This window comes from Sphingomonas sp. Leaf5 (assembly GCF_001421155.1).
Lineage (GTDB): Bacteria > Pseudomonadota > Alphaproteobacteria > Sphingomonadales > Sphingomonadaceae > Sphingomonas.
This window is the reverse complement of the sequence record NZ_LMJZ01000001.1, coordinates 59992-86720: the sequence shown is the minus strand read 5'-3', so window position 1 is coordinate 86720 and position 26729 is coordinate 59992. Positions and strand designations below refer to the sequence as shown.

Below are 26729 nucleotides of genomic sequence, written 5' to 3'. Positions count from 1 at the left end.
CCGCGGCTACGCCGCTCCCTCCCTCTCCCGCCGGGAGAGGGAAGGGGCCCGCCCGGCGCCGCCGGGTGGGAAGGGTGAGGGCGAATCAACAAGAGCGGCTTGTGCCCCGGCCCCTTCCGAAACCGGCCTACTCCCCCGGAAACGCGACCAGCGCCGACACGCCGATCCCCTCGGCCCGCAACGCCGCCGCCCCGCCCAGATCGGGCAGATCGATCACGAACAACGCCTGTTCGACGCTCGCCCCGGCCTTGCGCAGCAGCCGCACCGCCGCGCGCGCCGTGCCCCCGGTCGCGATCAGATCGTCGATCAGCAGCACCCGCGCCCCGGGGGCGCAGGCATCGGCATGGATGGCGATGCGGTCGCTGCCGTATTCGAGGGCATAGTCTTCGGCGATGGTAGCACCGGGTAGCTTGCCGTCCTTGCGGATCAGGAGCACGCCTGCGCCGAGCGCAAGGGCGACGGCAGGGGCGAAGACGAATCCCCGCGCCTCGATCCCCGCGACCAGATCGACCGGACCGTTCACCGCCGCGACCATGCCATCGACCGCGAGTCGCAACCCTTCCGGGTCGAGGATCAGCGTCGTGATGTCGCGAAACCGGATGCCGGGTTTGGGGAAGTCGGGAATGGTGCGGATGCGCCGGGCAATCGCGTCGGCCCCGACGTCATCCGCAACGATCAATGCTTCATGCCCCGCCAGATGTTGCGATACGCGCCAAAGGCCAGACCGGTGAAGATCAGCAGGAAGATGACCGTTGCCAGACCCCAAGTGTGGCGCTTTTGCAGGTTCGGCTCGGCCGTCCATGTCAGGAACGCCGCGACATCCTTCGCCATCTGGTCGACAGTCGCACGGGTGCCGTCCTGATACTGGACCTGGTCGTTCGCGGTCAGCGGCGGGGCCATAGCGAGGTTCAGCGTCGCGAAATAGCGGTTGAAATGCAGGCCCTCGGGCGTCTTGGCCTCGGGGAACTTGCGGAGCAGATCGGCCGGCTGCGCGCTATAACCGGTCAGCAGCGAATAGACGTAATCCGAACCGTCGTCGCGCGCCTTGGTCATCAGCGACAGGTCGGGCGGCACCGCATTGTTGTTGGCGGCCCGCGCGGCGACGTCGTTCGCGAAGACCAGCGGGAAACGGTCGGACGGCAGGTTCTTGCGCGTCGCCGGCTCGCCGGTTTCCGGATTCACGCTCGGCTGTTCGATCGCCCAGTCGGTGGCGATCGTCTTGATCTGACCCTCGTCATAGCCAAGCGCCTGAAGGTCGCGGAACGACACCAGCCGCAGCGAATGGCAGGCCGAGCAGACTTCCTTGTAAACCTGGAACCCGCGCTGAAGCTGCCGGTTGTCGAAGGTGCCGAACAGCCCCGCCGATTGCAGCCCCGCATCGCGCGGCTTCAGGTGGAACTCGTGCTCGGCCGATTCGACATGCTCGTCATGGAGCATGCCGCCGACCGTCGAGAAGATGCCGAGCAGCAGTGCGAACAGGAAGCCCGCGCCGACGACGAGGTTGAGGTTGCGGGCGAGAAAACGGGAAGCGAAGGAGAGCATCGTGATTCCCTTACTCGGCCGCGGCCGGGCTGTTGTGCCCCGGAAGGACGGACCCATGGGCGGCGGTCTGCGCGGGCGAGGTGCCGCCTTCGCCCTTCAGCACCGCTTCGGTGATCGAATTGGGCAGCGGGCGCGGCCGCTCCATCGCCGACACGATCGGCAGGACGACGAGGAAATGGGCGAAATAATAGCCTGCCGCGATCTGGCTGAGCAGCACCGTGATCGGCGTCGCCTCGGCACCGCCCAGATAGCCGAGCACCAGCACGTCGACCAGCAGCACGATCAGGAACAGGCGATAGGTCGGACGATAATTGGCCGACTTCACCGGCGACTTGTCGAGCCACGGCAGGAAGAACAGCAGCAGGATCGAGCCGAACATCGCCAGCACGCCCCACAGCTTCGCCGGGAAGATGAAGTCGACGGTGAACGCCTTCAGGATCGCGTAGAAGGGCAGGAAATACCATTCGGGCACGATGTGCGCCGGCGTCGAGAGCGGGTTGGCCGGGATGTAATTGTCCGGGTGGCCGAGCAGGTTCGGCGCGAAGAAGATCAGCGATGCGAACACGATCAGGAAGATGCCGAGGCCGAACCCGTCCTTGGCGGTGTAATAGGGGTGGAACGGCACGGTATCCTGCGGACCCTTCACCTCGACCCCGGTCGGGTTGTTCGACCCCGGAATGTGCAACGCCCAGATATGCAGGACGATCACGCCCGCGATCACGAACGGCATCAGATAATGGAGCGAGAAGAAGCGGTTGAGCGCGGCGTTGTCCGGCGCATAGCCGCCCAGCAGCCAGACGCGGATCGTCTCGCCCACCCCCGGTATCGCCGAGAAGAAGCCGGTAATGACCTGCGCGCCCCAGAAGCTCATCTGCCCCCAGGGGAGCACATAGCCCATGAACGCCGTCGCCATCATCAGCAGGAAGATGACGACGCCGAGCAGCCACACCATCTCGCGCGGAGCCTTGTACGACCCGTAATAGATGCCGCGCGAAATATGCGTGTAGACGACGATGAAGAACATCGACGCGCCATTGGCGTGGGCATAGCGCAGAAACCAGCCCGACGGCACGTCGCGCATGATGCGCTCGACCGAATCGAACGCGACCGCGCCGTTCGCGGCATAATGCATCGCCAGCACGATACCGGTGATGATCTGCACCGCCAGCGCCGCGCCGGCGAGGACACCGAAGTTCCAGAAATAGTTGAGGTTGCGCGGCACCGGATAGCCGGCACCGACCGCGTTATAGACCAACCGGGGAAGCGGCAGCTTCTCGTCCAGCCAGCGCATCAGCGGCTGTTTCGGTTCGTAATGCTTGGCCCAGGGGAAGCTCATGACTCTCTCCTCAGCCGACCGTCACGACGGTGTCGGACGTGAATGCATATTCGGGAACGTGCAGGTTCTGCGGCGCAGGCCCCTGCCGGATGCGGCCGGCCGTGTCGTAGGCCGACCCGTGGCACGGGCAGAAATAGCCGCCGAACGGCCCCTTATTCTCACCCTCGCCCGCGCCCAGCGGCACGCAGCCCAAGTGCGTGCAGACGCCCAGCGTGATCAGCCAGTTGTTCTTGCCGGTCTTGGTCCGCTCCGCCAACGTCTGCGGATCGCGCAGATCGGCAAGCGACACCGCATTCGCCTCGGCGATTTCCTTGGGCGTCAGGTTGCGCACGAACAACGGCTGCTTGCGGAAACTGGCCTTGATCGCCTGCCCCGGCTCGATCGCCGACAGGTCGATCTCGGTCGTCGACAGCGCCAGCGTATCGGCGGCGGGCGACATCTGGTTGATGAGCGGCAGCGCGATCACGCCCGCGCCGACCCCGGCGAATGCCACCGCGCCGATCGACAGATAGTCGCGCCTGCGGGGGTTGTCCGGCCCGCCGTCCAGTGCGGTCGCGCCGCCTGCGGGTACGTGCTGATCGTCGTCAGTCGCCATTCAACAGCCCTTGTCGTCGGGCGCATGTCGCGCCCTGCCCCTCTCCGGTCGCCTTCGTGGAAGCGACGCCGGACCGATCGGTTCTCCGTCCAGTCGCACGGGGTGATAGCCGGGCGTTCGCCCGTTTGCCAATCCCTTTTGCCGAAACCGATCCGTGCCGACCGATCGATGTTCAGATTGGCGCAAGCGACGACATGGTCTATGCGCCGCTGCCAGACCCAATATCCCTCGCGTGTTCCGGGAACTCCATGCGTCGTATCGCCCTATTGTTCGCTTTCCTCGCCTCGCTCCTCGCGCTGCCCGCCATGGCGCAGGTCATGGACGTGCCGGGACGCGCGCCGCCGCCGTCGACGACGGACCTGCGCAACCTGTGGATCCTCGACCTGTCGACCGGCGGGCGGGTCACGATCTGGCTGCGTCCCGACGTCGCGCCCAAGATGGTGTCGCGGATCAAGACGCTGACTCGCGAAAAATTCTATGACGGCCTGAAATTTCACCGCGTGATCGACGGCTTCATGGCGCAGGGCGGCGATCCCGATGGCGACGGCACCGGCGGCTCGAAGCTGCCGAACGTCGAAAAGGAGTTCAACTACCTGCCGCACGTCCGCGGTGCGGTAGCGGCGGCGCGGGCCAATGACGAGAACAGCGCGAACAGCCAGTTCTACATCATGCTCGCCCCGCGCCTCGCGCTCGACAAGAAATATACTGTGTTCGGGCGGGTGATCGACGGCATGCAATATGTCGATGCGATCGAAAAGGGCGAGCCGCCGGCCAACCCGTCGCGCGTCGTCCACGCCTATATCGCCAGCGACAATCCTCCTCCCTATCAGCCCGAAGTGCCGGTCGCCCTGCCCGAGACGGTCGCGCCGCTGCCCGCCACCGCGCCGCGCCCCCGGCCCGCCGCCGCGCCCCGGCGGACCCAGCCCGCCCCCGCCCGCTAACCCCGGGCGAGCGACGACCGGCGATGCACGTCGACCTGTTCGATTTCGAGCTGCCGACCGAGCGGATCGCGCTGCGCCCCGCCGCCCCGCGGGACGCAGCGCGGATGCTGGTGCTCGACGGCGATGCCACGCTCGACCGGGGCGTGCGCGACCTTCCGGCCTGTCTGCGACCCGGCGACCTGCTGGTGTTCAACGACACCCGCGTCATTCCGGCACAGCTGGAGGGGCGGCGCGGTGACGCCGGCATCGGCGCGACGCTGCACAAGCGCGAGGGGCCGCGCCGCTGGCGGGCGTTCGTGCGCAACGGGCGGCGGCTGCGCGACGGCGACACGATCGATTTCGGCGCAGGCGTGACCGCGATCGCGGGCGACCGGGGACCGGATGGCAGCTTCGCGCTCGACTTCGCCGGCGACGAACCGGTCGAGCTGCTGCTGGAGCGTGCCGGGCGGATGCCGCTGCCGCCCTATATCGCCGCCAAGCGCGGCGGTGCCGACGCGCGCGACGCCGAGGATTACCAGACGCTGTTCGCGCGGGAGGCGGGTGCGGTCGCCGCCCCCACCGCCGCGCTGCATTTCACGCCGGCATTGATGGCGGCGCTGGACACGGCGGGAATCGGCCATGCGACGCTGACGCTGCATGTCGGTGCAGGCACCTTTCTGCCGGTCAAGGCCGAGGATACCGACGACCATCGGATGCATGCCGAATGGGGCCGCATCGACGCCGCGACCGCCGACCGCCTGAACGCGACCCGCGCCGCCGGCGGCCGGGTGATCGCGGTCGGCACCACCAGCCTGCGCCTGATCGAAAGCGCCTGCGACGACGCCGGCCGGGTCCAGCCGTTCGAAGGCGACACCGCGATCTTCATCACGCCGGGGTACCGGTTCCGTGGCATCGACGGCCTGATGACGAACTTCCACCTCCCGAAATCGACGCTGTTCATGCTGGTATCGGCGTTGATGGGGCGCGAGCGGATGCAGGCGGCGTATGCCCACGCCATCGCCGAGGAATATCGTTTCTATTCCTATGGAGACGCCTCGCTGCTCCTCCCGCCTTGACAGCACGGTCCCGCCGGGTAAGGGCTGAAGGAGCGACGCGGGTGTAGCTCAATGGTAGAGCAGAAGCTTCCCAAGCTTACGACGAGGGTTCGATTCCCTTCACCCGCTCCATAACAAACAGCCGTTCCTCGAAAGCCGATTTGCCGCTGGCAAGATCGATGATTGCGGCCAGCCGTCCCTTGACCTCCAGCAGCACGCCGCGACCCTCCGGATTGGGCGTTAAGACGATGCGGTCGATCAGTTCGCGCAGCGCCGGGATCGCCTCCAGCCGGGCCTCGGGATCGGCGAGCGCCTCGTTCAGACGTTCGACCTGCGCGCGATAGTCGGCGGCGACGGTGGGGTGTAGCGCGACCACCGGCAGCGCCTCGATTTCGGCGAGGGCCCTTTCGGCAGCATCCTGCTCGGCACGGGCCTCGGCGAGCGCCTCGCGGATGTCCGCAAATTCCTGACCGCCGGCAGCGATGGCGGCGATCAGGCGCTTCACCTGCGCCTGTGCGCCTGTCAGGCGTTTCCGGAGGCGCGCTTCGTCTCGCCGGCTGTCGGCGGCGCGGCGGGCATATTCGGCATGATACTCCCGGACGAAGACCTCGACCAGCGCCGGGTCGAGCATCCGCTGTCGCAAGGCCGCGAGCACCCGACGCTCGTAATGCTCGGTCGTGATCTGCCGGTTGTTCGTGCAACTGCCGTCCGACTTGTGCTTGGTGCAGCCCCACCGCTCGGTCCCGATGACGATCCAGCCCTCGCCGCAGAGCCCGCAGACGCCGATGGCGGTCGAACTGGCCAAGGTGGCACTGTGGCTCCACACCTTCACCGTCGGCGCGCCGCTGTCGTTCGTCGATCATCACCTGCGCGCCGGCGATAGCCTGTTCGGCCTGTGGGTGCGTGATGCGATTGATCGCGCCGAAGGCTGGGGCGGGGGGCAATTGCTCTATGCCGGTCCGCTGCGAGAAGCACAGTCGGCGGCGGCGGCGATGCAGATCATCGAGCGATTGACCGACGCTGAGATCGCCGAGGCGCATCAATCCGCCGACACCTTTTACGGCGTCCAGCAACAAGTCGCGCCGCTCGACGGGTTCATGGGCGTCCTTCACGCGCTTGATTGGCTCGATCTCAAGGGGCGGGAAGACAAGGCGGCGGTGCGGGCATGGCTGGACGGCGTGTTCGGCGACCCGATCGCTATTGCCGCAGGAAGGGTCTTGCCCCGCTTCGGCAAGACTGCGTTCGAGAAGGACAAGAGTGGCGAGCGTATGCGCAAGCAGGCGTTCAACCCCGGCGAGCTTCTTGAACCCGCGACCCAGATTCTTGCCCGCGCCCGGGCGCTGATCGAGGACGAACGCTTCCTCAACTGGCAGGTCGCCTTCCCTGGCGTGTGGACCGAATGGTCGAGCGGCGAGCGGCATGGCGGCTTCGATGCGGTGGTCGGCAATCCGCCATGGGACCGAATGAAGCTGCAACAGGTCGAATGGTTCGCCGCTCGTCGGCCTGAGATTGCACGCGCGACGCGTGCGTCGGATCGCGCGCGGATGATCGCGGCGTTAAGGAAGGACGGCGATCCGCTGGCGGCCGACTTCGCACTGGCCGACGAGCGCGCGGGCGGCGCACTACGGATGGCGCGCACCGCCTATCCGCTGCTCGGACGCGGCGACGTCAATATCTACAGCCTGTTCGTTGAACGCGCACATGCGCTGGTGAAGCCGAACGGCATGGTCGGATTGCTGACGCCGAGCGGCATCGCCTCGGACCTGTCTGCGGCACCCTTCTTTCGTGGTGTTTCGACGGGCGGACACCTCAAGGCGCTGTTCGATTTTGAGAACCGCCGGACCCGCTACGGTAAGGAGCCATTTTTTCCTGACGTCGATAGCCGATTCAAGTTCATTGCGATGATATGCAGCCCACAGCGCACCTTCCCGGCAGCATCGTGTGCTTTCTTCCTTCAGGACGTATCGGAAATTGCCGATCCCGAGCGCAGCTTCGCGATCTCGGCGGAAGGGTTCGCCGCGGTCAACCCCAACACCGGCACTGCGCCCATCTTCCGTTCGCGCAGGGACATGGAACTCACCACTGGTATCTATTCCCGCCAGCCGGTGCTGGTCGATCGCTCCGGCAGCACCCCCGTCGCGGCCTGGCCGGTGCGCTACGTTCGCATGTTCGATATGACCAACGACAGCCACCTGTTCCGCACCCGCGCGGAATTGGAAGAGCGTGAGGGCGCATGGCATATTGGTGGCAACCGCTTCGGTTCGGCCGCGGGGGAATGGGTGCCGCTGTATGTCGGTCGCATGATCCACCAGTTCGATCATCGTGCCGCTTCTGTGATGGTCAATACCGATAACCTGCACAACGCGGCGTTCAGCGGTGATGTAAGCTGTTTGCAGAAGGCTGACCCTGCCTTTCTGCCCTCGCCACAATTCTGGGTGCTGGATGCCGAACATAATTATAAGCGACCAGCAATCGCTTTCCGGGACATAGCGCGTGCAACCGATGCGCGCACGATGATCGTGTCCCTGATACCCAGCATGGCGGCGGGCAACACGGCTCCGTTGATCCGGTCGGATTTGCCGTATGCTCAGCAGGCGCTGCTGTTGGGGAATCTGAACAGCATCGTTTTCGACTATGTTGCTCGGCAGAAGACGCAAAGCACCCACCTCAACTGGTATATCGTCGAACAACTCCCCGTCATTCCGCCCGCCGCCTTTGATCGCCGCTTCGGTAGCCGCACCGCCGCCGACATCGTCCGCGCGAGCGTGCTGGAACTCATTTACACCGCACATGATCTCGCCCCGTTCGCCCGCGACCTCGGGCATGTCGATGCGGACGGCACGGTGCTGCCGCCCTTCGCCTGGGACGAGGAACGGCGGCTGCGGCTGCGTGCCCGGCTCGATGCGCTGTTCTTCATCCTCTACGGCGTCACCGACCGCGACGACGTGCGCTACATCTTCTCCACCTTTCCCATCGTCGAACGCGAGGAGACGGCGCGCTGGGGCCGCTATCGCAGCCGCGACCTGACGCTGGCGTGGGTCAACGCCCTCAACGCAGGGCAACCGGATGCGGAGATCGACGCATGACCGCCACCCCCCAACGCCTATGGCTGGTCCGCCTCGGTCGCGATGGCGAACATGAGCCGGAAGCGCTTGACCGCAACCTGCTCAACATCGGCTTTAGCATGGTCCGCGACTTGTCCGGGGCAGCTACGCGCGATCAGGTGCTGGATGCAGTGCGTTCGACCGTTCCCGACGCCAAGCCCGCCGCGCAGGGTAATTACGCCGCGCAGATCAACCAGTTCGTCAACACCATCACCGACGGCGATCTGGTCGTCTCACCCCTGAAGAGCCTCGGCAAGATCGGCATCGCACGCGTCACCGGACCCTATCGCCAATTGCCCGACGGCCACCCGGCGCGTCCGATCGAATGGCTGACCACCGACCTGAAGCGCGACGCCTTCCGGCAGGATCTGCTCTACAGCTTCGGCGCGTTCATGACGGTGTGCGAGATCCGGCGGAACAACGCTCTCGCCCGCGTCCTCGCCGTGCTGAAGACCGGTCGCGATCCGGGCGATGGCGTCGAATCGGTCGTTTCCACGCGCCGTGCGATTGCCGGCGGTCCGATCGCCGAAGAGCCGGTGGCGGAGGAACAGCTCGACCTCGAACGGATCGCCCGCGATCAGATCGAACGCCGCATATCGTCCAGCTTCGTTGGCCACGACTTCACCCGCCTGATCGCCGCGATCCTGACGGCGCAGGGCTACCAGACTCATGTGTCCCCGCCCGGTCCCGACGCGGGTATCGACATCGTCGCCGGCCGTGGTGCGCTCGGCTTCGAAGGTCCGCGTCTCGTCGTGCAGGTGAAGAGCGGCGACGCGACCGCCGACCAGCCGGCATTGCAGGGTCTGCTCGGCTGTGTGCAGGACACCCACGCCGATCAAGGTCTGCTAGTCAGCTGGAGCGGCTTCAAGCCCACCGTTCGAAAGCGCACCAACGACCTCTATTTTCGTGTGCGCTTCTGGGGCCGCGACGAGATCGTCAGCGCGCTGCTCGACGTCTATTCCCGCTTGCCGGAAGCGATTCGCGCTGAGTTGCCGCTACGCCCAATCTGGACGCTGGTTGCTGAGGGCGAACCGGGAGGATGAGCGAACGCCGTTGAGGTAGCCCTGTCACTCGGTAGCAAGGCAAGAATCGCTGCAACTTCTGCGTAATCAATACCGCACGCGGACGTCTTGTGGTAATGGGTTCTACATGGCGCTATGCGTTTTGGTATGAATCGGGCCAGTCAACATGAGCGTGCGGCGCTTGGCCATATGTGGCTGCGGTCCCGTTTCGACCTTCCGGTTCCGCCGCCCTATACCGAAAGCTATGTCATCGCCGGTGCTCGCCGGACCGAAACGAGCGGTCATGGCACGATCGAGTTATATCCCCGCGCCTATGCCACCGGTGATGACATCGTCGCCAACGTGCGCTTCGCCTTGCGCTACGAGCCGCTCGACCTTGGCGTGCTGGCGGCTGCATTCGCCGAGATGCCGGGGGAGATCGTCGCCGACTGGGTCCGCCGGGAGCCAAGCGGCAGCTACGCCCGGCGGGCATGGTTCCTTTATGAATATTTGACGGGGACGATGCTCGATCTCCCGGACGCGACCGCCGGCAATTATGTCGAGGCGCTCGATCCACGCAGGCATGTCACTGCCGCGCGGCGCAACTCGCCGCGGCATAGGGTGGCCGACAATCTGCTCGGCACACCAGGCCTGTGTCCGACCGTGCGACGCACGCCCCGGCTGGCGGCGCAGATCGACGTCCATATCGACGCGGAGGCTCGCGCGATCATCGAGCGCTACGATCCCGCCGTGCTGGCGCGCGCGGTGCGTTATCTGTTTACCAAGGAAACCCGGTCCTCCTTCGCGATCGAGGGCGAGACGCCAACCCCCGACCGGACCGAGCGGTTCGTGGCGGCGTTGCGGTCCGCGCCGACATTCGATGCAACCGACAAGAGCGCCATTGTCGGGTTGCAGAATATGATCGTCGATCCGCGCTACGCCGCCACCGACTGGCGGAACTTCCAGAATTTCGTCGGCGAGACGATGGTCGATTTCCGCGAGGAGGTGCACTTCATCTGCCCCCGGCCGGAGGACGTGGCGTCGCTGATGGACGGATGGATGGCCGCAACCGCGCGGATGCTGGACGGCGGCGTCGAGCCGGTGGTCGCGGCAGCCGTGTCCGCGTTTGCCTTCGTGTTCATCCACCCGTTCGAGGACGGCAATGGGCGTATCCACCGCTTCCTCGTCCATCATGTGCTGAGCCGGACCGGGTTCAGCCCCGATGATCTGATCTTCCCGGTATCCGCCGCAATCGTCCGCGACCAGCGCAGCTATGACGCGGTGCTGGAACGCTTCTCGCAGCCGCTGTTCGCCGCGATCGACTGGGCGTGGACCAGCGAACGCGAAATCACGGTGCGTAACCACACCGCGTCGCTCTACCGCTATTTCGATGCAACGCCGTTCGTGGAATATCTCTACGACCGGGTGGTCGACACCGTCCGCACCGATCTGCACGAACAGCTTGGATTCCTTACTGTGTTCGATCAGGCGATGGGAGGCGTAGGGGCGATCGTCGACATGCCCGATCGCCGCGCGGCGCTGCTGATCCGCCTGATGCTCCAGAATGGCGGCCGTCTGTCGCTGACGAAACGGCGGCAATTTCCAGAATTGACGGACGACGAGTTGGCCGCGATGGAAACTGTGGTGCAGGCCGCGATGGCCGAAGGTGCCTTGAAGCCGAACTGAGCGATATGGCTTCCGTCGACCTGATGATGGCAAGCGGTTGAAAACGGCGATCAATTCCTCGCCTTCAACCATGGCGGTTTGTTGTCGATTCCCTTCACCCGCTCCACATTCGCGCTGAACCCACATAAATCCGCCACTCCGGCGTCCGGCCGCGCCTCGCGGGACACCGGCCTGGGCACCAAACTGTGCACACGATAGTATCGTCCGCCCGAATGAGAGGCCGCCGGTGATCGGGCGAGACTTGGATATGGCCTCGATTTCCTATCGGTGGCGTGGCGCGGGCTATCACTATTGCCGCAGGTTGCACCTGCGGAAAATCGTCGACCGTCCTATCATCGTCCCTCTGACCACGGCAGATCCTGTCGAGGCACGTCGTCTCGCCACCCGGCTTTCGGCGAAAGGGGGGGGTGACGATGCAGATGTTCGATCGTGCCGGTCGCCGCTTTCCGAAAGCGGACACGCTGAGTTAGCCGGTTACCTGCTGCTCGGCCTGTTCGAAGGTTAGATACCCGGCGGCACATCACGTTCACCGGCCAGGTGGACGCATGCCGATCGATGAAAGCGAACTTCCCCGCGGCATCTCCGCAAAGCCGGTCTCGACCATCGTCGAGAGGATGCCAAAGGTTTTTTTTTCAGGATGTCGCGCTCCATTCGCGTCCGGTCCAACCCGCGGCGTAACCGCGCGGTCTCCGACGCCTGATCCGCTGGCGGGGTGCCACTCTCCTGCAACTTGCGCTGCCAGCGACGCGGCATCGTCGGCATGATCCCCAACTCAACGGCCACCTCGGTCTGCATCCGACCGCTCGTCTCCTACAGCGCTACCGCTTCGCGCTTGAACTCCTCCGTGAACCGACGCTTCGTCGTAATCGCCATCCTATACCTCCTGGCTCCGCAGAGCCTGTCATCGGTGTCCGTCAAATCACGGGAAGATCAAGCGATCGAAAGCCGCAGTTCCGGAAGGGCTCGCCTCCGTCAGGCCGCGTACTGCAACAAAGCGACGCCGCTCCCGCAACAAGTTTCCGCACATCCACCTTTCGCCGCATCTTCGGGCGGAGTGGGTACCTTGCCAATGCCGATGAGAGACTGACGTCCAAGCCCTGCCCGTTACAATAATGGCGAAGTTCGCAGCCATCAACGATACAAATTCTAACGTTCCTGGTGTTGATGCAGATCAACCTTGCTCTGTATGTATAAAAAGTACGAAGTAGATCGTATACATACCGAGTTTTGACGAGACAATTTGTATAGTTCATCGAAATACATCGTTAATACCGCTATGGCATTGTTTAGACATGGAGATTCGACACGGAGTATATCAGTTGCGAAACGTTTTTCGCGCAGTTGCGCTTTCTACTTGCTTGGTGGCTGGTACGCCCATGGCGTTTGCACAGACAGCGAGTGGTGTCCTCACCGTTGAGGTCACGGTTGTATCGACCTGTGCTGTTGGCAGTGGGACGCTTGCCTTCGGAACAGTCGATCCGGCGGCAGGTACCACTACGCCGACGCGGGTCAACGTAAACGTGACCTGTACGCAGGGCACTCCGTTCTCGGTTGGTCTGAGCGATGGTGCGAATGCCTCTGGCACGCAACGTCGCATGAAGGGTGCCAACCAGGCGCAGTATCTTGCTTACAACCTGTTCCAGGACGGTGCCGGTACGCAGCGCTTTGGCAATAGCGTCACGGCACAGCGCCTTATCGGTCAGACCGGTCTTGGCGCGACCGCCAACTCGATCCCTGTATATGGCTCGATCGTCGCCGGTCAGAGCGCGCCGGCAGACGTGTATTCGGACACCGTTCCGATCACGGTCTATTACTAGGACCTGATCGTGAAAGCGGCTTTAGTCTCGTCGGCGTTGGTCTGGCTCGGCCTCGCGCTTTCGTCCGCACCAGTATCGCCGGTACTGGCGCAGACCGCGGGTAGCGCTGCCCAGGGGGGCGGCCTGTCGGTCGCGCCAGTGCAACTGACGTTGGCCGAAGGGACGCGGAGTACTTCTACGATCGTCAGCAATCCGGGCAATGGTCCGGTGACGGTTCAGGTTCGGCTCTTCAGCTGGACGATGGCAGATGACGAAGAAGTCTACACCCCCGCCACGGATGCCGGGTTTAGTCCGCCGCTGTTCCGTCTTGAGGCAGGCGGCGCACAGGCTGTCCGTGTCGTTGCCAAGGCACCCGCGGGTCCGATTGAGCGAAGCTATCGGCTGGTCATCGACCAGTTGCCGCTGGCCGGTGCGCCAGGACAGCTGCAGCTTCCCGTTCGCATGATCCTCCCCGTATTCATCGCACCGGCCGCAGGAGTTGCTCGGACCCAACAGCTGGAATGGAACGCACGCCAGGACCCAGAGACGAACCAGGTCACGATTAGCGTCAGGAACCGCGGACCGGTGCATGCCAAGTTCGTCGAACTCGCGGTGCACGACGGCGGGAAATCGGTGGTGATTGCGCCGGGTCTCGCGGGCTACGCCCTTGCCGGACAGGAGCGGTCGTGGACCTATACGCCGACCACGCCTACCAAAACTCTGGCGCTCACGGTCCAGGAAAGCGGCAAGCTCTTACGCGCATCCGTTCTGCTGACGCAGTGATGATAGCGTCATGGCCGGACTTCTGCTTGCGCTCGGCCTCCTGGCCGTTTCGCCCGGATCATTGGCACCTGCGGTTCCTCTCGTCGTCACCGAACAACCCGCAGCCAGCGAAACCTACGCGCAGGCATGGGTCAACGGCGTCGATACCGGCAGCGTCATTGAGCTGTTCGGGAGTGAAGACGATCTGGCAGCGAGTGCCAGCGACCTGAAAATGCTCGGAATCGATGCGGTAGCAGGCGACGGCCCGGTCCGCCTCCGTAGCATTGCCGGCCTCGCCTACCACCTCGATCAGGCCACGCAGATCCTCAAAATCGAGGTTGCGCCTTCAGCGATGGGTCGAAGCGAGATAGCCGTTACCTCGGCGCAGACCGATGCCGTATTCCCGGCATGGGGCGGCTTGTTCAACTACTCGGCATATGGCGATGATACCGGCAATATCGGCGCAACCGGCGAGCTTCGGCTATTCGGCCCTTTCGGTACAGTTTCGAGCGGCGTGCTCGTCAATCGTAATCGGGAGCGTCGCGCGTTGGACGTCCGACGTCTGGAAACGCGGTATGTGTTCGAAAATCCCGGATCGACCCAGCGGCTGACGATCGGTGATTTCATCGGCCCGGACGGTTCGGCCAATGGCGCTATTCGCGCAGCGGGCGTCCAGCTTGCGACGGACTTCACATTGCAGCCCGACCTCGTCACGATGCCGCTGCCGCAACTTACCGGTGGTAACGGCGTGCCATCGACGGTGGACCTGTACGTAAACGGCGTTCGTCGACTGACACAGGACGTGAAGGCAGGCCAGTTTGCCGTCTCCGGCGTGCCGATGGTCGACGGTGCCGGGCAGGTCTCGCTGCTGGTCCGCGACGCGCTGGGCCGCGAGAGTGTCCAGCAGCTATCCTTTTACAGCTCGCGTCAATTGCTGCGACCCGGGTTGACGGCCATGTCGGCCCAGGTCGGTCTGCTACGGCGCAATGCCTTCGCCCCCGGCGATCGATATGGTGCCGGCTTCGCCTCCGGCACCCTTCGCCACGGCATCAGCGACAGGCTCACCGCAGAGGGGCGGCTCGCCGTGGCGGGAACGGTACAGGTTGCCGGTACTAGCCTGACCTCGAAGCTGAGCGAGTTCGGCATCATGATGATTAGCAGCGACATCTCGCATTCGAACGGCGCAACGGGCGCGGACGCGACCATTTCGCTGCGGCGCGACGATCCGCGCATGTCTGCGTTCGTTGTCGCGCAGAAGCGCTTCGGGAAGTTCGAGACGCTGGCGAACCAACGGTTCGTCGGTGACGACTGGACGCTTCAGGCCGGCGGCGCATGGCGTTCACCCATTCTTGGCGGGCTGTCGCTTTCCGCTACAGTGCTGCATTCGCGGCGTTCGAATACCCGCATCATCGCGGCAAGCTGGTCGCGTCCCATCGGCGATCGATTGTCCGCCTTCATCAACGTTGTCGAAACCCGGGCGCGGCAGTCCGGTCTGTTGGCGGCGGTTGGCCTTACCTTACCCCTATCGAACCGCTCGTCGGCGGTTGTCCAGGCATCCCACAACATCCAGGGCTTATCGGGACAAGCGAGCTGGGCGCGGTTCGGTGAGGTTGATCAAGGCACCGACTTGCGCACTACCCTCTCGATGACGCCTGATCGCGCCACCTCCCTCGGCGGCGGCCTGACCTTTCGGGGGCGCTCAGGCGAGATTGGTGGCGACGTCCAGATTGATCGTCACCGCGCTGCCGGTCGGGTGTTCGCTTCGGGCGCGGCGTTGTGGGTCGGTGGACGGCCCGAACTGGCGACCGCTGTCGGGCAGAGTTTCGTCGTCGTACAGACCGGCCAGCCCGATATTGCCGTCAGCCTCGAGAATCGCCCGGCCGGGCGGACGCGTTCGGATGGCAGCCTCTTCCTGCCCAACCTTCCCGCCAATGCGATCGCGCGGATCGCGCTCGATTATGACGGGATCGATTTCGAGCATGAGGCGGCCAAAGCCGAGGTGCTTGTGCGGACGCGCGGCGCTGGTGGTGCTGTCGTTAGGTTACCGGTTCGTCGCGTGCGCGCTGCGGCCATTCACATCATGCTACCCAACGGACAGCCGGTGCCGATGGGGTCGATCCTAATTCGCACGGGGCATCCCGATGATATGATCGGCTATGACGGGGTTGCCTATCTGACTGATATTGATCAGAATGTTGCTGCCCAGGTGGAGATGGGAGGAGAGCGTTGCGGTATCAGCTTTCAGCAGGGAACCACTGATGCGGTTATTTGCCATCCGCTGTAAGCAGCGGCTCGCAGTAGCGGCGGCTCTACTTGCCTGCTCGCACCCGACCACGGCCGACGCAGTTTCCTGCACGGTTTCTACGATGCCCGTGAGGTTTGGCGTCTACAATCCGCTGCAGACTGCGCCGCTAACGACAACTGGAACAATCAACGTCGCCTGTACGTGTACGGTCGTTGATTGCATCGCATTCGGTTATCGTATCGACGTTTCAGCGGGACAGTCCGGCAACATCGCCCAGCGCGAACTAAGATCCGGCTCGAAGCGCCTCCAATACAATCTGTATTCGGATCCTGGGTTCAGCGGTATCTGGGGTAGCGGAATAGGTGGAACTGGAGGTGTCGGTGTCCTGTACCTATTGTCCCTTTTTGGATCACGGCAACCAATGACAGTCTATGCTCGACTTCCAGCTCGGCAAACTGCGCAACCCGGTGCCTATTCTGACACGCCGGTGGTAACCATTATTTATTAAATGACGATGGAACCGAAATGGAGGTTCGGCGTATAGCAGCCCGTGAAGGGGGCTGTTTTGCGCATTTTACACTGCTTGATCGCCGGGGGGCTGGTAGCCTTTGGTATACCTGCGTGGGCTGAAACCGCGCCGGGAACGCTGACCGTCAGCGTCGTCGTCATCGATCGGTGTGTCGTTTCGAACGCCGTATTGACCACCGAAGTCGTGAGATGCAGTGCCGTAGCACCGCCTCACCGGGTGACGGATGAGGTAAAGCCGGTTGCTGATACCCGGGAGAAGGTCGGAAGAACCGTCATCTTCTAGGAAGCGATCACGGCGGTAAGCAAACCTTATACCGGACAGAATAGTTGCTGTAGCAAGCCAGCTCATGCCAACACTTTCGCCCAAGGCGACTGATTTTGAGGTAGTGTCAGCAGGGCAATAGGCATCGGTAGTAAGAAACTCAGGGGTCCGAAGCCAAAACCCATCGACCGACGACCGCGATCAATTTTCATCAACGCGGCTCCATCGATAGCCCGAATTTTGTACCGGCTTTGATTGATCTGCAATTGTGCGAAAGCGGTCGACCTCTCCGTTCGTGATACCGACCCAGTAGGGGTCGCTCCAAGCGCCCTGCCCGCTTCCCAACTCCGATCGCTCATTCACGTCAGCGTCCGGCGGTTCCCAACCGCTCCGCGCCGCTGCCCGGCTAGCCTCATTGGTTCGGCGATCGGGCCGACGAGGTATCGCGCCTGTATCCGGCAAATAACGACCGTGATGCCGCTTTCGCGGCCCGTGCGCTCGCGCATGACATCGGCTTTTCGACGATGATGCGCAGCTGGGCCAGGATGCAGGCGGCACATGGCCGCGCGCCGGTCTATGCCTATGTCTTCGAGCGCCGGCATTCCTACACGCCGGGTGTCGCCTTTTCCGATCTCGATCCAGCGACCGCCGCTGTCCATCATACCGACGACGTGCCCTATCGGCTCGATACCTTCGACAGCCTGAACGGACCTCGCCGTACGCGCAACTGGACTGCCGCAGACCATTTGCTCGGCGGCAGGATGCAGGCGGCGATCGTCGCCTTCGCCGCCACCGGCAACCCGAATACGCAAGCGCTCGGTCTCTCGTGGCCGCGCTACGATCCGAACGGCGAGCAGATGGTCGCTTTCGGCGATGGCGTCCGTCAACGCACTTGGCCCAACCGCGCATCAATGGACCGGCTCGCAGCGATCGGCATACCCGACCCCGGAACGGCAAAGGAAGAACGCAAGTGAGCGAACCTTGCGAAATCAGTTGGTTCTCCGCCCTGTGCGACGACGATTACGAATTTCTCGGCGTGCCCGATCCCATGCTGCGGTCTAGCTGGGAGCATTGCCGCGATATCGTGCTGCAGGCCGAAACCGGTGGGTACGATAATATCCTCCTGCCGTCGGGCTATGCGCTGGGCATCGATACGACAGCTTTCGCTGCTGCGATCGCGCCGATGTTGCGCCGCCTTGCGTTGCTGATGGCCGTTCGCATCGGCGAAAGCTGGCCACCGCAGCTCGCCCGGCAGATCGCGACGATCGACCGGATGCTGGGCGGCCGGTTGAATATCAACATCATCTCGTCCGACCTCCCAGGCGAAACCCTCCCGTCCGGCCCGCGCTACGCCCGTACCGTCGAGGCGATGCGCATCCTTCGCACGCTGCTGAACGGCGAACCGCTCGATCATGATGGAGCGTTCTGGAAGCTGAAGGTCGATCCGCCGCGCATCACCACCATGTCCGGCCGGGCGCCGCTGCTCTATTTCGGCGGCCTGTCGCCGGACGCGCGCGACGCTGCCGCGCGCGAATGCGACGTATATCTGATGTGGCCTGACACGCGCGACAATGTTGCGGCGATCATCGCCGACCTGACCGAACGTGCTGCCCGTTATGGACGGACGCTACGCTTCGGCTACCGTGCCCATGTCGTCGTTCGCGAAAGCGAGGCCGAGGCTCGGGCCGCTGCGGACCGTTTGCTCTCGCGACTGGACGTCGCGCAGGGTGCCGCGATACGGGCACGCTCGCTTGACGCACGCTCGCCCGGCGTCGCGGCGCAAACGGCGCTGCGGGAGGGTGCCGGCGGCGACGGCTATGCCGAAGACAATCTATGGACCGGCATCGGTCGTGCGCGGTCTGGATGCGGCGCGGCGATCGTCGGCGATCCGGATCAGGTCCTGGCAAAGCTGCAGATGTACCGTGATCTTGGTATCGACGCCTTTATCCTGTCGGGGTACCCGCATCAGGCTGAAGCGGATCTGTTTGCCCGCCACGTTCTGCCGCGGATCGATCATGCGCCACTTCCCAGGACATAAGCATCCATTTGGCTTCTTGCCGGGTTAGGGCGCATCATGTCCGTACGTGGTGCGCTACGCCCCACATCCAGACATTCGAAGCCGCCTGCCCAGCTTCGGACATCCGTTTATTGAGGTTCGACGAGCGACCCCGTACTTGCCCGGAAGCGAGCTTTGGGAAATGCCTGCCGATAGGTGCCCGGATCGACGGGATCGATAAGTCATTTTGCCGATGATAGCGGATCGCGACGGAGAGAATGGGATGATCTTGAGCAGGCGCGAACTGGTGGTAGGCGGCGTGGCGACGCTGGGGTTTGCCGGGCACGCCGGAGCCGCCGTGCCGAAACGCACCTTGAGCAACCGATCCGCCTCGGCCGAGGCACGATCGCTCTACCGGTATCTTTGGTCGATCTACGGCCGCAAGACGCTCACCGGCCAGCAGGAGTCGCCCGGCAGCGAGCGTGACGAGTTATCGTACATCGAACGGCAGACGGGCAAGCTGCCGGCCGTACTTGGGCTCGATTATATTCACCCGCAGGACAATGCCGGCGTCAACGCACGCGCAGCCGAGTGGCATCGCTCGGGCGGCATCGTCTCGATCTGTTGGCATTGGGGGGCGCCGGACATCGGTACGGGGTATGAGAACAGCAAGAAGGATTTCGACGTCGCCCGCGCGCTGACCCTTGGCACGCCGCAGAACCGGGCAATGATGGCTCAAATGAAGGAGATCGGGGCGCTGTTGGCCAAGTTGCGCGACCAGCGCGTTCCCGTGCTGTGGCGTCCGTTCCACGAATTCAGCGGTGACTGGTTCTGGTGGGGCAAGCACGGCCCGGATGCTTTCCGGGCGCTCTGGCAGCTGATGTACGACACGTATACGCGGTCGATGCAGCTCGACAATCTGATCTGGGTGCTGGGCTGGGCTGGGCAGAACGTCGACGCGGCCTATTATCCTGGCCGGGCGTATGTCGACATCGCTGGTGCCGACATTTACGCTGACGACCACGGCGCACTGGCTCCCATGTTCGGTCAGGTGAAGCAGATCGTGCGCGACACCGTGCCCATCTGTCTTCACGAGAATGGTCCGATTCCGGATCCCGCCGGGCTGGGGCCGACGGCGGACTGGCTGTGGTTCCTGACCTGGCATACCCGCTGGCTGAAGGGCGCCGATCAGAACACCGCCGAGCAACTTCGAAGCTACTATGCGTCCGAACGATACCTCACGAAGGACGAGGCAGGCTTCCAAAATCAACGGTAGCCGATGATGCACAGGAGCGTAGAAGCAAGAACCACATAAAGACAACCGTTTCTGCAACAGCGCCATCTAGACGTAAGAATATATCCAGATCGACCGCCTGTTAGTAATTCTGATGATTTAACCTAAACTTGTCTATTCGTACTGCCCGTCCGGCTTTCCAGGCTCGGACGCTCGTTTAGCTTCTCTCCGAACGGCATTGATTGAACGAAATCCCTGTTAGCTGACCGGGACGGTCAGACTGAACCCAAAGCATATTGCCGATTGGAAAGCAGACCATCCAAGAATCTGCGAAGAACGGCAAATTTTCGTTGTTTGTCGCAATATGTGTCGGTTTGGAGATCTTTCGGCTACCGTACTCTGGTCGATGGAGGACATGCTGCAAACTGCAATGGGAAACGGGCATCTGACCACCGCTCTGCTGATCGTCGATGACGATGCCGGCATTCGCGAGCTGACCGCGGCGTTCCTGCATGGTCATGGCTATCAGGTCGATACCGCCGCCGACGGAGCGGCGATGCGGGCGGCGATGGCAGCACGACCATATGACCTCATCGTCCTCGACGTCATGATGCCGGGCGAGGATGGACTATCGATCCTGCGGTCGATGGACCGTTCGAAGGGACCGTCGGTTATCATCCAGTCGGTAATCGGTACCGATATCGACCGGATCGTCGGGCTGGAACTGGGGGCGGACGACTATATCGCGAAGCCTGCCAACCCACGCGAGTTGCTGGCGCGGGTGCGGTCCGTCCTGCGCCGCGCGGCGGGAAGTGAAACGTCCAGCGCCGCCACTCCGGCGCGTCACTATCACCGGTTCGCCGGATGGCGGCTCGATACCACCGGGCGGCAACTGTTCGATCCGGAAGATGTCGCGATCAACCTGTCCGATGGCGAGTTCCGCCTTTTGCTGGCGCTGATCGAACATCCCCGGCGGGTGTTGAGCCGCGATCAGTTGCTCGACCTGTCGCGCGGCGTGAATGCCGAGCATTTCGACCGCGCGATCGATGTACAGATGAGCCGGTTGCGGCGCAGGCTCGCTCGCGAGGGTAGCGAGGAGCTGATCCGCACCATCCGCAACGAAGGCTATTTGTTCACCGCCGAAGTCACTCGCGGATGAGTCAGCCGCGCCCGGTGCCGTCTATCGCGGTGCCCATCTTTCTGCTGGTCATCGCCGCCATCACCGTAGCGACGGCAGTGACGTTCGCGATAACCTTCGCCGGACCGCCGCCCCGCCCCGCCCCGGTAGCGTTGCGCGATGCCGTCGCTGCCCTGCGCGGCATGCCGCTGCCCGGCGCTGGGGAGGCCGATCTGATCGTATCGACCGGCAGCGCGCCGATCCCGCGCGACGGCGAAGGACCCGATCCCGATCGCGACGCACGATTGCAGCGGATGATCGGGGGCGGCGAAATGCGGGGCTATTACGCCGAACCGGAGCTTGGGGGCAGCGAAGCATTGCGGGGCGGTTTCACCTTGGGTTGGCACGACGGCAAGCGCTGGCGCGTCGTGCGAAGCGCACCCGATCGGCTGTTCCGGCACTGGCTGTCGGTGACACTCGGCGGGATGGCAGCGGCAATGCTGGGCATGGCGATGATCGCGTGGTGGATCATACGCGCGATCGCCCGGCCACTACGCGATCTGGCGCAGGGCGCGCGAGCGGCCCGACCGGGCATCGCTCCACCACCGGTCGATGGCCCGCGCGAAGTCCGGCTGTTGAGCGCGGAACTCACGGCAATGCACGAGCGGCTTGCCGGTCATGCCGACAACCGCACCGCTATGCTGGCTGCGATAGCGCACGATTTGGGTACTCCTTTGTCGCGCATCGCCTATTGGATCGAACAACTTCCCGAAACCGCCCGGCTACGCGCCGTCGCCGATATCGAGGAAATGCGCGCGATGCTGGGCGACGTGCTCCGCTTCGCCCGCGACGAACGCCATGCCGGCTATGTCACTGTCGATTTGAGTAGCGTTCTTGACGCGCTCGTCGACGATCTGGCCAGCGCTGGTGTGCCGGTGACCATCGATGATGGCCCGCGCGTGCTGGTGCGCGGCGATCCGGCAGGCCTGCGGCGCCTGTTTGCCAATCTGGTCGAGAATGCGGTGCGCTACGGTCACGCAGGGCATGTCGACTGGCAGGTCGGCGAGGATGCGGTGACGGTCCGCATCGACGATCATGGCCCAGGGTTCGATCCGGCGTTGGGCGACCGGCTGTTCGAACCGTTCGTGCGCGGCGATCCGTCGCGCAATCGCGCGACCGGCGGCACCGGGCTCGGCCTGGCGATCGTCCGGTCGCTGACCGAAGCCCATGGCGGGCGCGTTATCCTTGGCCATGGCGAGCGTGGCGGGCGGGTCGAAGTCGTGCTGCCGCGCGTCTGAACCGGATTGCAACAGGCTGCAACATCACCGTGACCCGGTGCAATATTGCGGAGCGGTTCGGGGTTCAGGGCATGGGCACGAACAAGGAGACGCCCCGTGCCACAGCACCACACGATCGAAGACCATGACCTGGGCCTTGCCCACGACCTGAAGGTGATCGCCGCGATCACGGATCGCCGCCGCGCGCTGCGCCTCTTCGCCGGCGCGGGCACCGCAGCACTTCTGACCGGATGCGGCAGCGATTCAAGCGGGAGCAGCAGTGGCACCGTTGCGACCACCGCTACCGCAACGCCCACGCCGACAGCCACGCCAACCCCCACCGCTACCGCCACCACGACCCCGACAACCGGTGCGTGCCTCGTCGATCCGACCGAAACCGGCGGCCCCTATCCGGCGGACGGGACCAATACGTCGAACGGATCGACCTCGAACGTGCTGACTGCAAGCGGCGTCGTCCGCAGTGACATTCGGTCGAGCTTTCTGAACGGATCGACAACTACGGCGTCGGGGGTCGCGCTCAAGCTGACGCTGACCGTTGTCAACGTGAACGCCGCCTGTGCGCCCCTCGCCGGCTATCTGGTGTACCTATGGCATTGCGATGCGCAGGGCCGCTATTCGCTGTACGACGTGCCAGGAGAAAGCTGGCTGCGCGGGGCGCTGGTCACCGACGCCAATGGGCAGGTGACCTTCACCACCATCTTTCCCGGCTGCTATGCCGGTCGTTTCCCGCACATGCATTTCGAAATATTCTCGAGCGCGGCGGTGGCGACCAGCGGGCGGTTTGCGTCGCTCACCTCGCAGCTCGCGATGCCAACGGCGGCATGCAGCGCGATCTACAGCGGCTCGGCACTCTACAGCAGCAGCGTCGCAAACTATTCGCGCGTGTCGACCGCTAACGACAATGTCTTCGGCGACAATACTGCCGCGCAGATCGCGCAACAGACACCTGCACTGACCGGATCGGTTACTGAAGGCTATGTTGGCACAGCGATCATCGGATTGGCACGCTGACTCAAACTTAACATCGGGCAGCGCCGTTGCGGTCGTCGGTATCGGACGATTGCGAGTGTGTCCGAATGATGAGGCGTTCGCCACGTTTCCAACCTGCGGACGCGCTGCGATCGATTACGTTATTGGCACCGACTACAAGGCGACCGGTAATCTGCGCGCCGTTCAGATTTTCCTCGGTCACGCAAAGATCGATAGCACCGTGCGCTATCTAGGCGTCGATGTAGAGAACGCTTTGGAATTGCCGAACGAACGGAGGTCTGAGCAGACCCACATGCGGTCACTCGGACTTCGTTTGTCTCTCCTCAGCTTCGGACGATCATTCATCTCGAACCATGGTAGGGTTGACGTGGCAGGCTTCGCTATCGGGAGCGCGCGGCTCCGGCACCTCTGGCCTTCAGGCCGATTCGCGGGAGAATGCCCAGCAGGCCAGTTGTTGCCGGGATCGATGATGCCGCTCGATCATGTGCAACTCGTGCAATCGTCGAGACATCTTGTTGCAGCCGATCGCTTCGCACGCTGTCTGCCGCTCTCCCCGGCGCGCATCGTTCGACGATGCTGACCGCCCCAGGCAACACCGCCCGCGGCTCGACATCGACGAGAAGCCGATAGTGGGAGGCCGACGCTGATCCCCGCAAAACTGGTCGCGTCTCCATCGGTCTTCGTTGCAGCCAAACGATGCTGCGTATAGCCTGCGGTCCGGGGAGCAATATAGCATGGACCGCATCGGCCAAATCGGAATGCCACAGCCGCGCGGCGCGCTATCGCCCGCTCAGCGCTGATGTTCGAGATCTTCCTGACGCCGGCCTATGCGCCGTTCGCAATCGCCTTCGTCGTGATGATCGGGATCGGCCTGATCGAAGCCATCGGGCTGGGCCTAGGCCATCTCGACCTTGACGGCGATTTGGCGATGGACGGCGAGAGTGGCGGCGTACTCGACTGGCTGGGTCTCGGCGGCGAATTGCCGGTGCTGATCTGGCTGACCTCGCTGCTCGGGTGCTTCACGCTCGTCGGCATCGCGGTGCAGCAGGTCGCGACCACGTTGCTAGGTGTGCCGCTTCATTGGAGCCTTGCGGTCGGCGGCGCGGTGGTAGGCGGCGGCCTGCTCAATATCTTGGCCGCCAACGGCCTCGCGCTGCTGATGCCCGGCTTTGAGACGACGGTGATCTCCAGCACCGACCTGCTTCGCCGCCGGGGCACTATTCTCGAAGGTACGGCCCAGCGCGGCCAGCCCGCCCGTGCGAAGGTCATTGACCATCATGGCCAGGCGCATTTCGTCATGGTCGAGCCGCATCACGACACCGACAGCATCGCGCAGGGCGAAATTGCCCTGCTCGTCCGCCGCGAGGGTGCGCTGTTCTACGCGCTGCCGGATACCGACGCGCTGCTTCACGCCATTTGACACCATAACGGGGGAGGCCATCCATGCCTGCATCGCTTCTGAACATCCTGATCTACGCCGGCATCGTCCTGATCGCGCTCGTCGTGATCGGCATCATCCTGACCCGGCTGTACCGCCGCGCGACCAAGGACGTGGCGCTGATCCGTACCGGTTTCGGCGGCGAGAAGGTGGTACTGAACGGCGGCATCATGGTCATTCCCGTGCTCCACGAACTCATGCAGGTCCGCCTGACCACGGTGAAGCTGGAGGTCTCGCGCCTTAACAAGGACGCGCTGATCACGCTCGACAAGCTGCGCGTCGACGTCGTCGGCCTGTTCCATATCAAGGTGAAGCCCGACGCCGAATCGATCGCCGCCGCCGCACAGACGCTGGGGGACTCGGTCAACAGCCCCGATGCGGTGAAGTCGCTGCTCGACGGCAAGCTCGTGTCCGCGCTGCGTTCGGTCGCGGCCACGATGACGATGGAGCATCTTCACGCCAACCGGGCCGACTTCATCCAGAAGGTTCAGGAGGCGCTGATGACCGACCTCGACATGAACGGCTTTCAGCTGGAATCGGTCAGCATTACGCATTTCGACCAGACCGCGTTCGAGCATTTCAACGAGAACAACGCCTTCGATGCCGAGGGTCTGACGGTGCTCACCCGCACGATCGAAGAGCGCAAGAAGATCCGCAACGACATCGTCGCGACCAACCGCGTCGAGATCGAACAGCGCAACCTCGAGGCGAACAACCAGTCGCTCGAAATCGCACAGGCCGCGGAACAGGCGCGGCTGACACAGGAACAGACGCTGTCCGCCCGCCGCGCCGAACAGGCAACCGCCATCGCCACCGCGGCGGCCGAACAGACCCGCCTCGCCGAGATCGCGCGCATCACCGCCACCCAGGCGCAGACGGTTGCGCAGACCGAGGCCGACAAGATCATCCAGACCGCCACCATCGCACGCGACGGCGCGATCCAGACCGCGACAATCGAGCGCGACCGTACGATCGAGATCGCGCGCATCACGACGGCGGTGCAGACGGCGCAGAAATCCGAGGAGGAATCGACCGCGACGGCCGCCGCCAACGAAGCGCGCGCACTCGCCGTACGGGCCGAGGAAAGCGTCGCCACCGCCAAGGCGACCGAGATCGCCAACCGCAACAAGAACGTCGCCGTCATCGCCGCCACCCAGCGCGCGCAGGAGGAAGCGGTGCAGATCACCGTCGCCGCCACCGCCGAAAAGGAAGCCGCCGAAGCCCGGGCGAGCGCGCTGCGCACCGAAGCCACCGCCGAGGCCGATGCCGAAAAGGCCCGCGCCGAGGGCCGCGAGGCGGCGTTCAAGGTCGATGCCGCCGGTCAGGCCTCGCTCAACGAAGCGACCAACCTGCTGAGCGACAGCCAGACCGCGCTGCTCATCCGCAGGGCGATGCTCGACGCCCTGCCCGCGATCATCGCAGCCGCCAGCAAGCCCATGGAGAATATCGACAAGATCAGCATCCTCGACGCCCGCGGCCTGCACGGCGACGCCCCGGGATCGGAGTCGTCCGGCAGCGGCCATACGAACCTCGCCGATGCCGCTGTTGCCGCCGCGATGCGCTACCGCGTCGGCGGTCCGCTGATCGACGGGCTGATGGCCGAACTCGGTATGGCGGGCGGGTCGCTCAACGGCATGTTGGCGGGAAGCGGATCGGACAGTGCGCTCGCCAATGGTGCCGCCGTGCAGTCACAACGCAAGCAACCGGCCGCACTTAACGGTGGCAACACAAAAGGCGATGCCACCGCGTGACGGTGCTGACTGGCAGGGAGCTATGATTCGAGCGAAACGGGGCACAGTGCTTCCGCTGAGTGATCGACGACGG

At 64.0% G+C, this 26729-nt stretch carries 23 protein-coding genes, 1 tRNA gene and 2 pseudogenes; 19 read left to right on the top strand and 7 right to left on the bottom strand.

Going from position 1 to position 26729, the window contains the following annotated elements; all coding sequences use genetic code 11:
* Positions 1–127: 127 nt before the first annotated feature.
* Genes ASE50_RS00385 through petA form a run of 4 tightly spaced genes read right to left on the bottom strand, consistent with a single transcriptional unit; the run spans position 128 to position 3473 of the window.
* A complete protein-coding gene (locus ASE50_RS00385) occupies positions 128–679 on the bottom strand; it encodes an adenine phosphoribosyltransferase (RefSeq protein WP_414881530.1) in 552 nt (183 codons plus the stop codon).
* Entirely contained in the window at positions 676–1542 is an 867-nt protein-coding gene (locus tag ASE50_RS00380; protein ID WP_056394223.1) for a cytochrome c1, read from the bottom strand. Before ASE50_RS00380 ends, ASE50_RS00385 begins: the two co-directional genes overlap by 4 nt.
* 10 nt (positions 1543–1552) lie before the next feature.
* On the bottom strand, positions 1553–2878 hold the full coding sequence (locus ASE50_RS00375; RefSeq protein WP_056394220.1) for a cytochrome b: 1326 nt from the start codon (positions 2876–2878) through the stop codon (positions 1553–1555).
* A 10-nt stretch (positions 2879–2888) separates the two neighbouring features.
* Positions 2889–3473 (bottom strand): ubiquinol-cytochrome c reductase iron-sulfur subunit, encoded by a 585-nt coding sequence (gene petA / locus ASE50_RS00370; RefSeq protein WP_082438697.1) that lies wholly within the window; start codon positions 3471–3473, stop codon positions 2889–2891.
* 248 nt (positions 3474–3721) lie between these two features.
* Here petA and ASE50_RS00365 point away from each other — a divergent pair, with 248 nt between their 5' ends.
* From ASE50_RS00365 to ASE50_RS00355, 3 genes are all read left to right on the top strand, one after another.
* Positions 3722–4414 (top strand): peptidylprolyl isomerase, encoded by a 693-nt coding sequence (locus tag ASE50_RS00365; protein WP_056394217.1) that lies wholly within the window; start codon positions 3722–3724, stop codon positions 4412–4414.
* A gap of 23 nt (positions 4415–4437) precedes the next feature.
* On the top strand, positions 4438–5469 hold the full coding sequence (queA, locus tag ASE50_RS00360) for a tRNA preQ1(34) S-adenosylmethionine ribosyltransferase-isomerase QueA (protein WP_056394214.1): 1032 nt from the start codon (positions 4438–4440) through the stop codon (positions 5467–5469).
* A gap of 37 nt (positions 5470–5506) precedes the next feature.
* Positions 5507–5580: transfer RNA gene (locus tag ASE50_RS00355), tRNA-Gly, on the top strand.
* On the opposite strand, the gene ASE50_RS18055 is transcribed toward ASE50_RS00355, so the two are convergent.
* The gene (locus ASE50_RS18055) at positions 5546–6253 is read right to left on the bottom strand and encodes a hypothetical protein (protein WP_156347236.1); all 708 of its coding nucleotides are present in this window, start codon (positions 6251–6253) and stop codon (positions 5546–5548) included. The two genes, ASE50_RS00355 and ASE50_RS18055, sit on opposite strands and share 35 nt — an antisense overlap.
* Here ASE50_RS18055 and ASE50_RS00350 point away from each other — a divergent pair.
* The 3 genes from ASE50_RS00350 to ASE50_RS00340 all read left to right on the top strand — a co-directional run bounded on the left by ASE50_RS00350 (position 6195) and on the right by ASE50_RS00340 (position 11239).
* On the top strand, positions 6195–8534 hold the full coding sequence (locus tag ASE50_RS00350) for an Eco57I restriction-modification methylase domain-containing protein (RefSeq protein ID WP_162236145.1): 2340 nt from the start codon (positions 6195–6197) through the stop codon (positions 8532–8534). The two genes, ASE50_RS18055 and ASE50_RS00350, sit on opposite strands and share 59 nt — an antisense overlap.
* Entirely contained in the window at positions 8531–9595 is a 1065-nt protein-coding gene (locus tag ASE50_RS00345) for a restriction endonuclease (RefSeq protein ID WP_056394208.1), read from the top strand. Before ASE50_RS00350 ends, ASE50_RS00345 begins: the two co-directional genes overlap by 4 nt.
* 126 nt (positions 9596–9721) lie before the next feature.
* Positions 9722–11239: a Fic family protein gene (locus ASE50_RS00340; RefSeq protein ID WP_056394205.1), complete on the top strand. Its 1518-nt coding sequence runs from the start codon at positions 9722–9724 to the stop codon at positions 11237–11239.
* A 512-nt stretch (positions 11240–11751) separates the two neighbouring features.
* On the opposite strand, the pseudogene ASE50_RS19320 reads toward ASE50_RS00340, so the two are convergent.
* Positions 11752–12112 (bottom strand): annotated as a pseudogene (locus ASE50_RS19320) (transposase); the annotation flags it as partial.
* 503 nt (positions 12113–12615) lie between these two features.
* Between ASE50_RS19320 and ASE50_RS18050 the strand changes: the two are divergent.
* Genes ASE50_RS18050 through ASE50_RS19720 form a run of 4 tightly spaced genes read left to right on the top strand, consistent with a single transcriptional unit; the run spans position 12616 to position 16550 of the window.
* Positions 12616–13056: a spore coat U domain-containing protein gene (locus ASE50_RS18050; protein ID WP_082450981.1), complete on the top strand. Its 441-nt coding sequence runs from the start codon at positions 12616–12618 to the stop codon at positions 13054–13056.
* Between the two features lie 9 nt (positions 13057–13065).
* Positions 13066–13818 (top strand): molecular chaperone, encoded by a 753-nt coding sequence (locus tag ASE50_RS00330; protein ID WP_162236143.1) that lies wholly within the window; start codon positions 13066–13068, stop codon positions 13816–13818.
* A 10-nt stretch (positions 13819–13828) separates the two neighbouring features.
* Complete coding sequence (locus tag ASE50_RS00325) at positions 13829–16081, top strand: fimbria/pilus outer membrane usher protein (RefSeq protein WP_056394194.1); 2253 nt, start codon at positions 13829–13831, stop codon at positions 16079–16081.
* Entirely contained in the window at positions 15990–16550 is a 561-nt protein-coding gene (locus tag ASE50_RS19720; RefSeq protein WP_082438692.1) for a spore coat U domain-containing protein, read from the top strand. Before ASE50_RS00325 ends, ASE50_RS19720 begins: the two co-directional genes overlap by 92 nt.
* Here the strand turns inward: ASE50_RS19720 and ASE50_RS18415 are convergent.
* Complete coding sequence (locus tag ASE50_RS18415; RefSeq protein WP_156347235.1) at positions 16547–16711, bottom strand: hypothetical protein; 165 nt, start codon at positions 16709–16711, stop codon at positions 16547–16549. The genes ASE50_RS19720 and ASE50_RS18415 overlap by 4 nt on opposite strands.
* 570 nt (positions 16712–17281) lie before the next feature.
* Between ASE50_RS18415 and ASE50_RS00320 the strand changes: the two genes are divergently transcribed.
* The 9 genes and pseudogenes from ASE50_RS00320 to ASE50_RS00285 all read left to right on the top strand — a co-directional run bounded on the left by ASE50_RS00320 (position 17282) and on the right by ASE50_RS00285 (position 26656).
* A complete protein-coding gene (locus ASE50_RS00320) occupies positions 17282–17806 on the top strand; it encodes a carboxylesterase family protein (RefSeq protein WP_162236154.1) in 525 nt (174 codons plus the stop codon).
* On the top strand, positions 17725–18870 hold the full coding sequence (locus ASE50_RS00315) for an LLM class flavin-dependent oxidoreductase (RefSeq protein ID WP_235512060.1): 1146 nt from the start codon (positions 17725–17727) through the stop codon (positions 18868–18870). Before ASE50_RS00320 ends, ASE50_RS00315 begins: the two co-directional genes overlap by 82 nt.
* 241 nt (positions 18871–19111) lie before the next feature.
* The gene (locus ASE50_RS00310; protein ID WP_156347234.1) at positions 19112–20104 is read left to right on the top strand and encodes a glycosyl hydrolase; all 993 of its coding nucleotides are present in this window, start codon (positions 19112–19114) and stop codon (positions 20102–20104) included.
* 373 nt (positions 20105–20477) lie between these two features.
* A complete protein-coding gene (locus tag ASE50_RS00305) occupies positions 20478–21221 on the top strand; it encodes a response regulator (protein WP_156347233.1) in 744 nt (247 codons plus the stop codon).
* Complete coding sequence (locus ASE50_RS00300) at positions 21218–22477, top strand: sensor histidine kinase (RefSeq protein ID WP_056394185.1); 1260 nt, start codon at positions 21218–21220, stop codon at positions 22475–22477. Before ASE50_RS00305 ends, ASE50_RS00300 begins: the two co-directional genes overlap by 4 nt.
* 96 nt (positions 22478–22573) lie before the next feature.
* A complete protein-coding gene (locus tag ASE50_RS00295) occupies positions 22574–23488 on the top strand; it encodes an intradiol ring-cleavage dioxygenase (protein ID WP_056394182.1) in 915 nt (304 codons plus the stop codon).
* Between the two features lie 133 nt (positions 23489–23621).
* A pseudogene (locus tag ASE50_RS19315) lies at positions 23622–23749 on the top strand (integrase); the annotation flags it as partial.
* Between the two features lie 517 nt (positions 23750–24266).
* Positions 24267–24887, top strand: a complete 621-nt coding sequence (locus tag ASE50_RS00290; RefSeq protein ID WP_056394179.1) for an OB-fold-containig protein — start codon at positions 24267–24269, stop codon at positions 24885–24887.
* Positions 24888–24910: 23 nt separating this feature from the next.
* Positions 24911–26656: a flotillin family protein gene (locus tag ASE50_RS00285; protein ID WP_082438689.1), complete on the top strand. Its 1746-nt coding sequence runs from the start codon at positions 24911–24913 to the stop codon at positions 26654–26656.
* The last annotated feature ends 73 nt before the right edge of the window (positions 26657–26729 follow it).

Coding starts and splice junctions, on each gene's coding strand:
- ASE50_RS00380 (WP_056394223.1), bottom strand. CDS start 1,542: ATGCTCTCCTTCGCTTCCCGTTTTCTCGCCCGCAACCTCAACCTCGTC.
- ASE50_RS00375 (WP_056394220.1), bottom strand. CDS start 2,878: ATGAGCTTCCCCTGGGCCAAGCATTACGAACCGAAACAGCCGCTGATG.
- petA (WP_082438697.1), bottom strand. CDS start 3,473: ATGGCGACTGACGACGATCAGCACGTACCCGCAGGCGGCGCGACCGCA.
- ASE50_RS00365 (WP_056394217.1), top strand. CDS start 3,722: ATGCGTCGTATCGCCCTATTGTTCGCTTTCCTCGCCTCGCTCCTCGCG.
- queA (WP_056394214.1), top strand. CDS start 4,438: ATGCACGTCGACCTGTTCGATTTCGAGCTGCCGACCGAGCGGATCGCG.
- ASE50_RS00350 (WP_162236145.1), top strand. CDS start 6,195: ATGACGATCCAGCCCTCGCCGCAGAGCCCGCAGACGCCGATGGCGGTC.
- ASE50_RS00345 (WP_056394208.1), top strand. CDS start 8,531: ATGACCGCCACCCCCCAACGCCTATGGCTGGTCCGCCTCGGTCGCGAT.
- ASE50_RS00340 (WP_056394205.1), top strand. CDS start 9,722: ATGAATCGGGCCAGTCAACATGAGCGTGCGGCGCTTGGCCATATGTGG.
- ASE50_RS18050 (WP_082450981.1), top strand. CDS start 12,616: ATGGCGTTTGCACAGACAGCGAGTGGTGTCCTCACCGTTGAGGTCACG.
- ASE50_RS00325 (WP_056394194.1), top strand. CDS start 13,829: ATGGCCGGACTTCTGCTTGCGCTCGGCCTCCTGGCCGTTTCGCCCGGA.
- ASE50_RS19720 (WP_082438692.1), top strand. CDS start 15,990: ATGTTGCTGCCCAGGTGGAGATGGGAGGAGAGCGTTGCGGTATCAGCT.
- ASE50_RS18415 (WP_156347235.1), bottom strand. CDS start 16,711: ATGACGACGACGCTGACGGTCAGCGTTCCCGGCGCGGTTTCAGCCCAC.
- ASE50_RS00310 (WP_156347234.1), top strand. CDS start 19,112: ATGATCTTGAGCAGGCGCGAACTGGTGGTAGGCGGCGTGGCGACGCTG.
- ASE50_RS00305 (WP_156347233.1), top strand. CDS start 20,478: ATGCTGCAAACTGCAATGGGAAACGGGCATCTGACCACCGCTCTGCTG.
- ASE50_RS00300 (WP_056394185.1), top strand. CDS start 21,218: ATGAGTCAGCCGCGCCCGGTGCCGTCTATCGCGGTGCCCATCTTTCTG.
- ASE50_RS00290 (WP_056394179.1), top strand. CDS start 24,267: ATGTTCGAGATCTTCCTGACGCCGGCCTATGCGCCGTTCGCAATCGCC.
- ASE50_RS00285 (WP_082438689.1), top strand. CDS start 24,911: ATGCCTGCATCGCTTCTGAACATCCTGATCTACGCCGGCATCGTCCTG.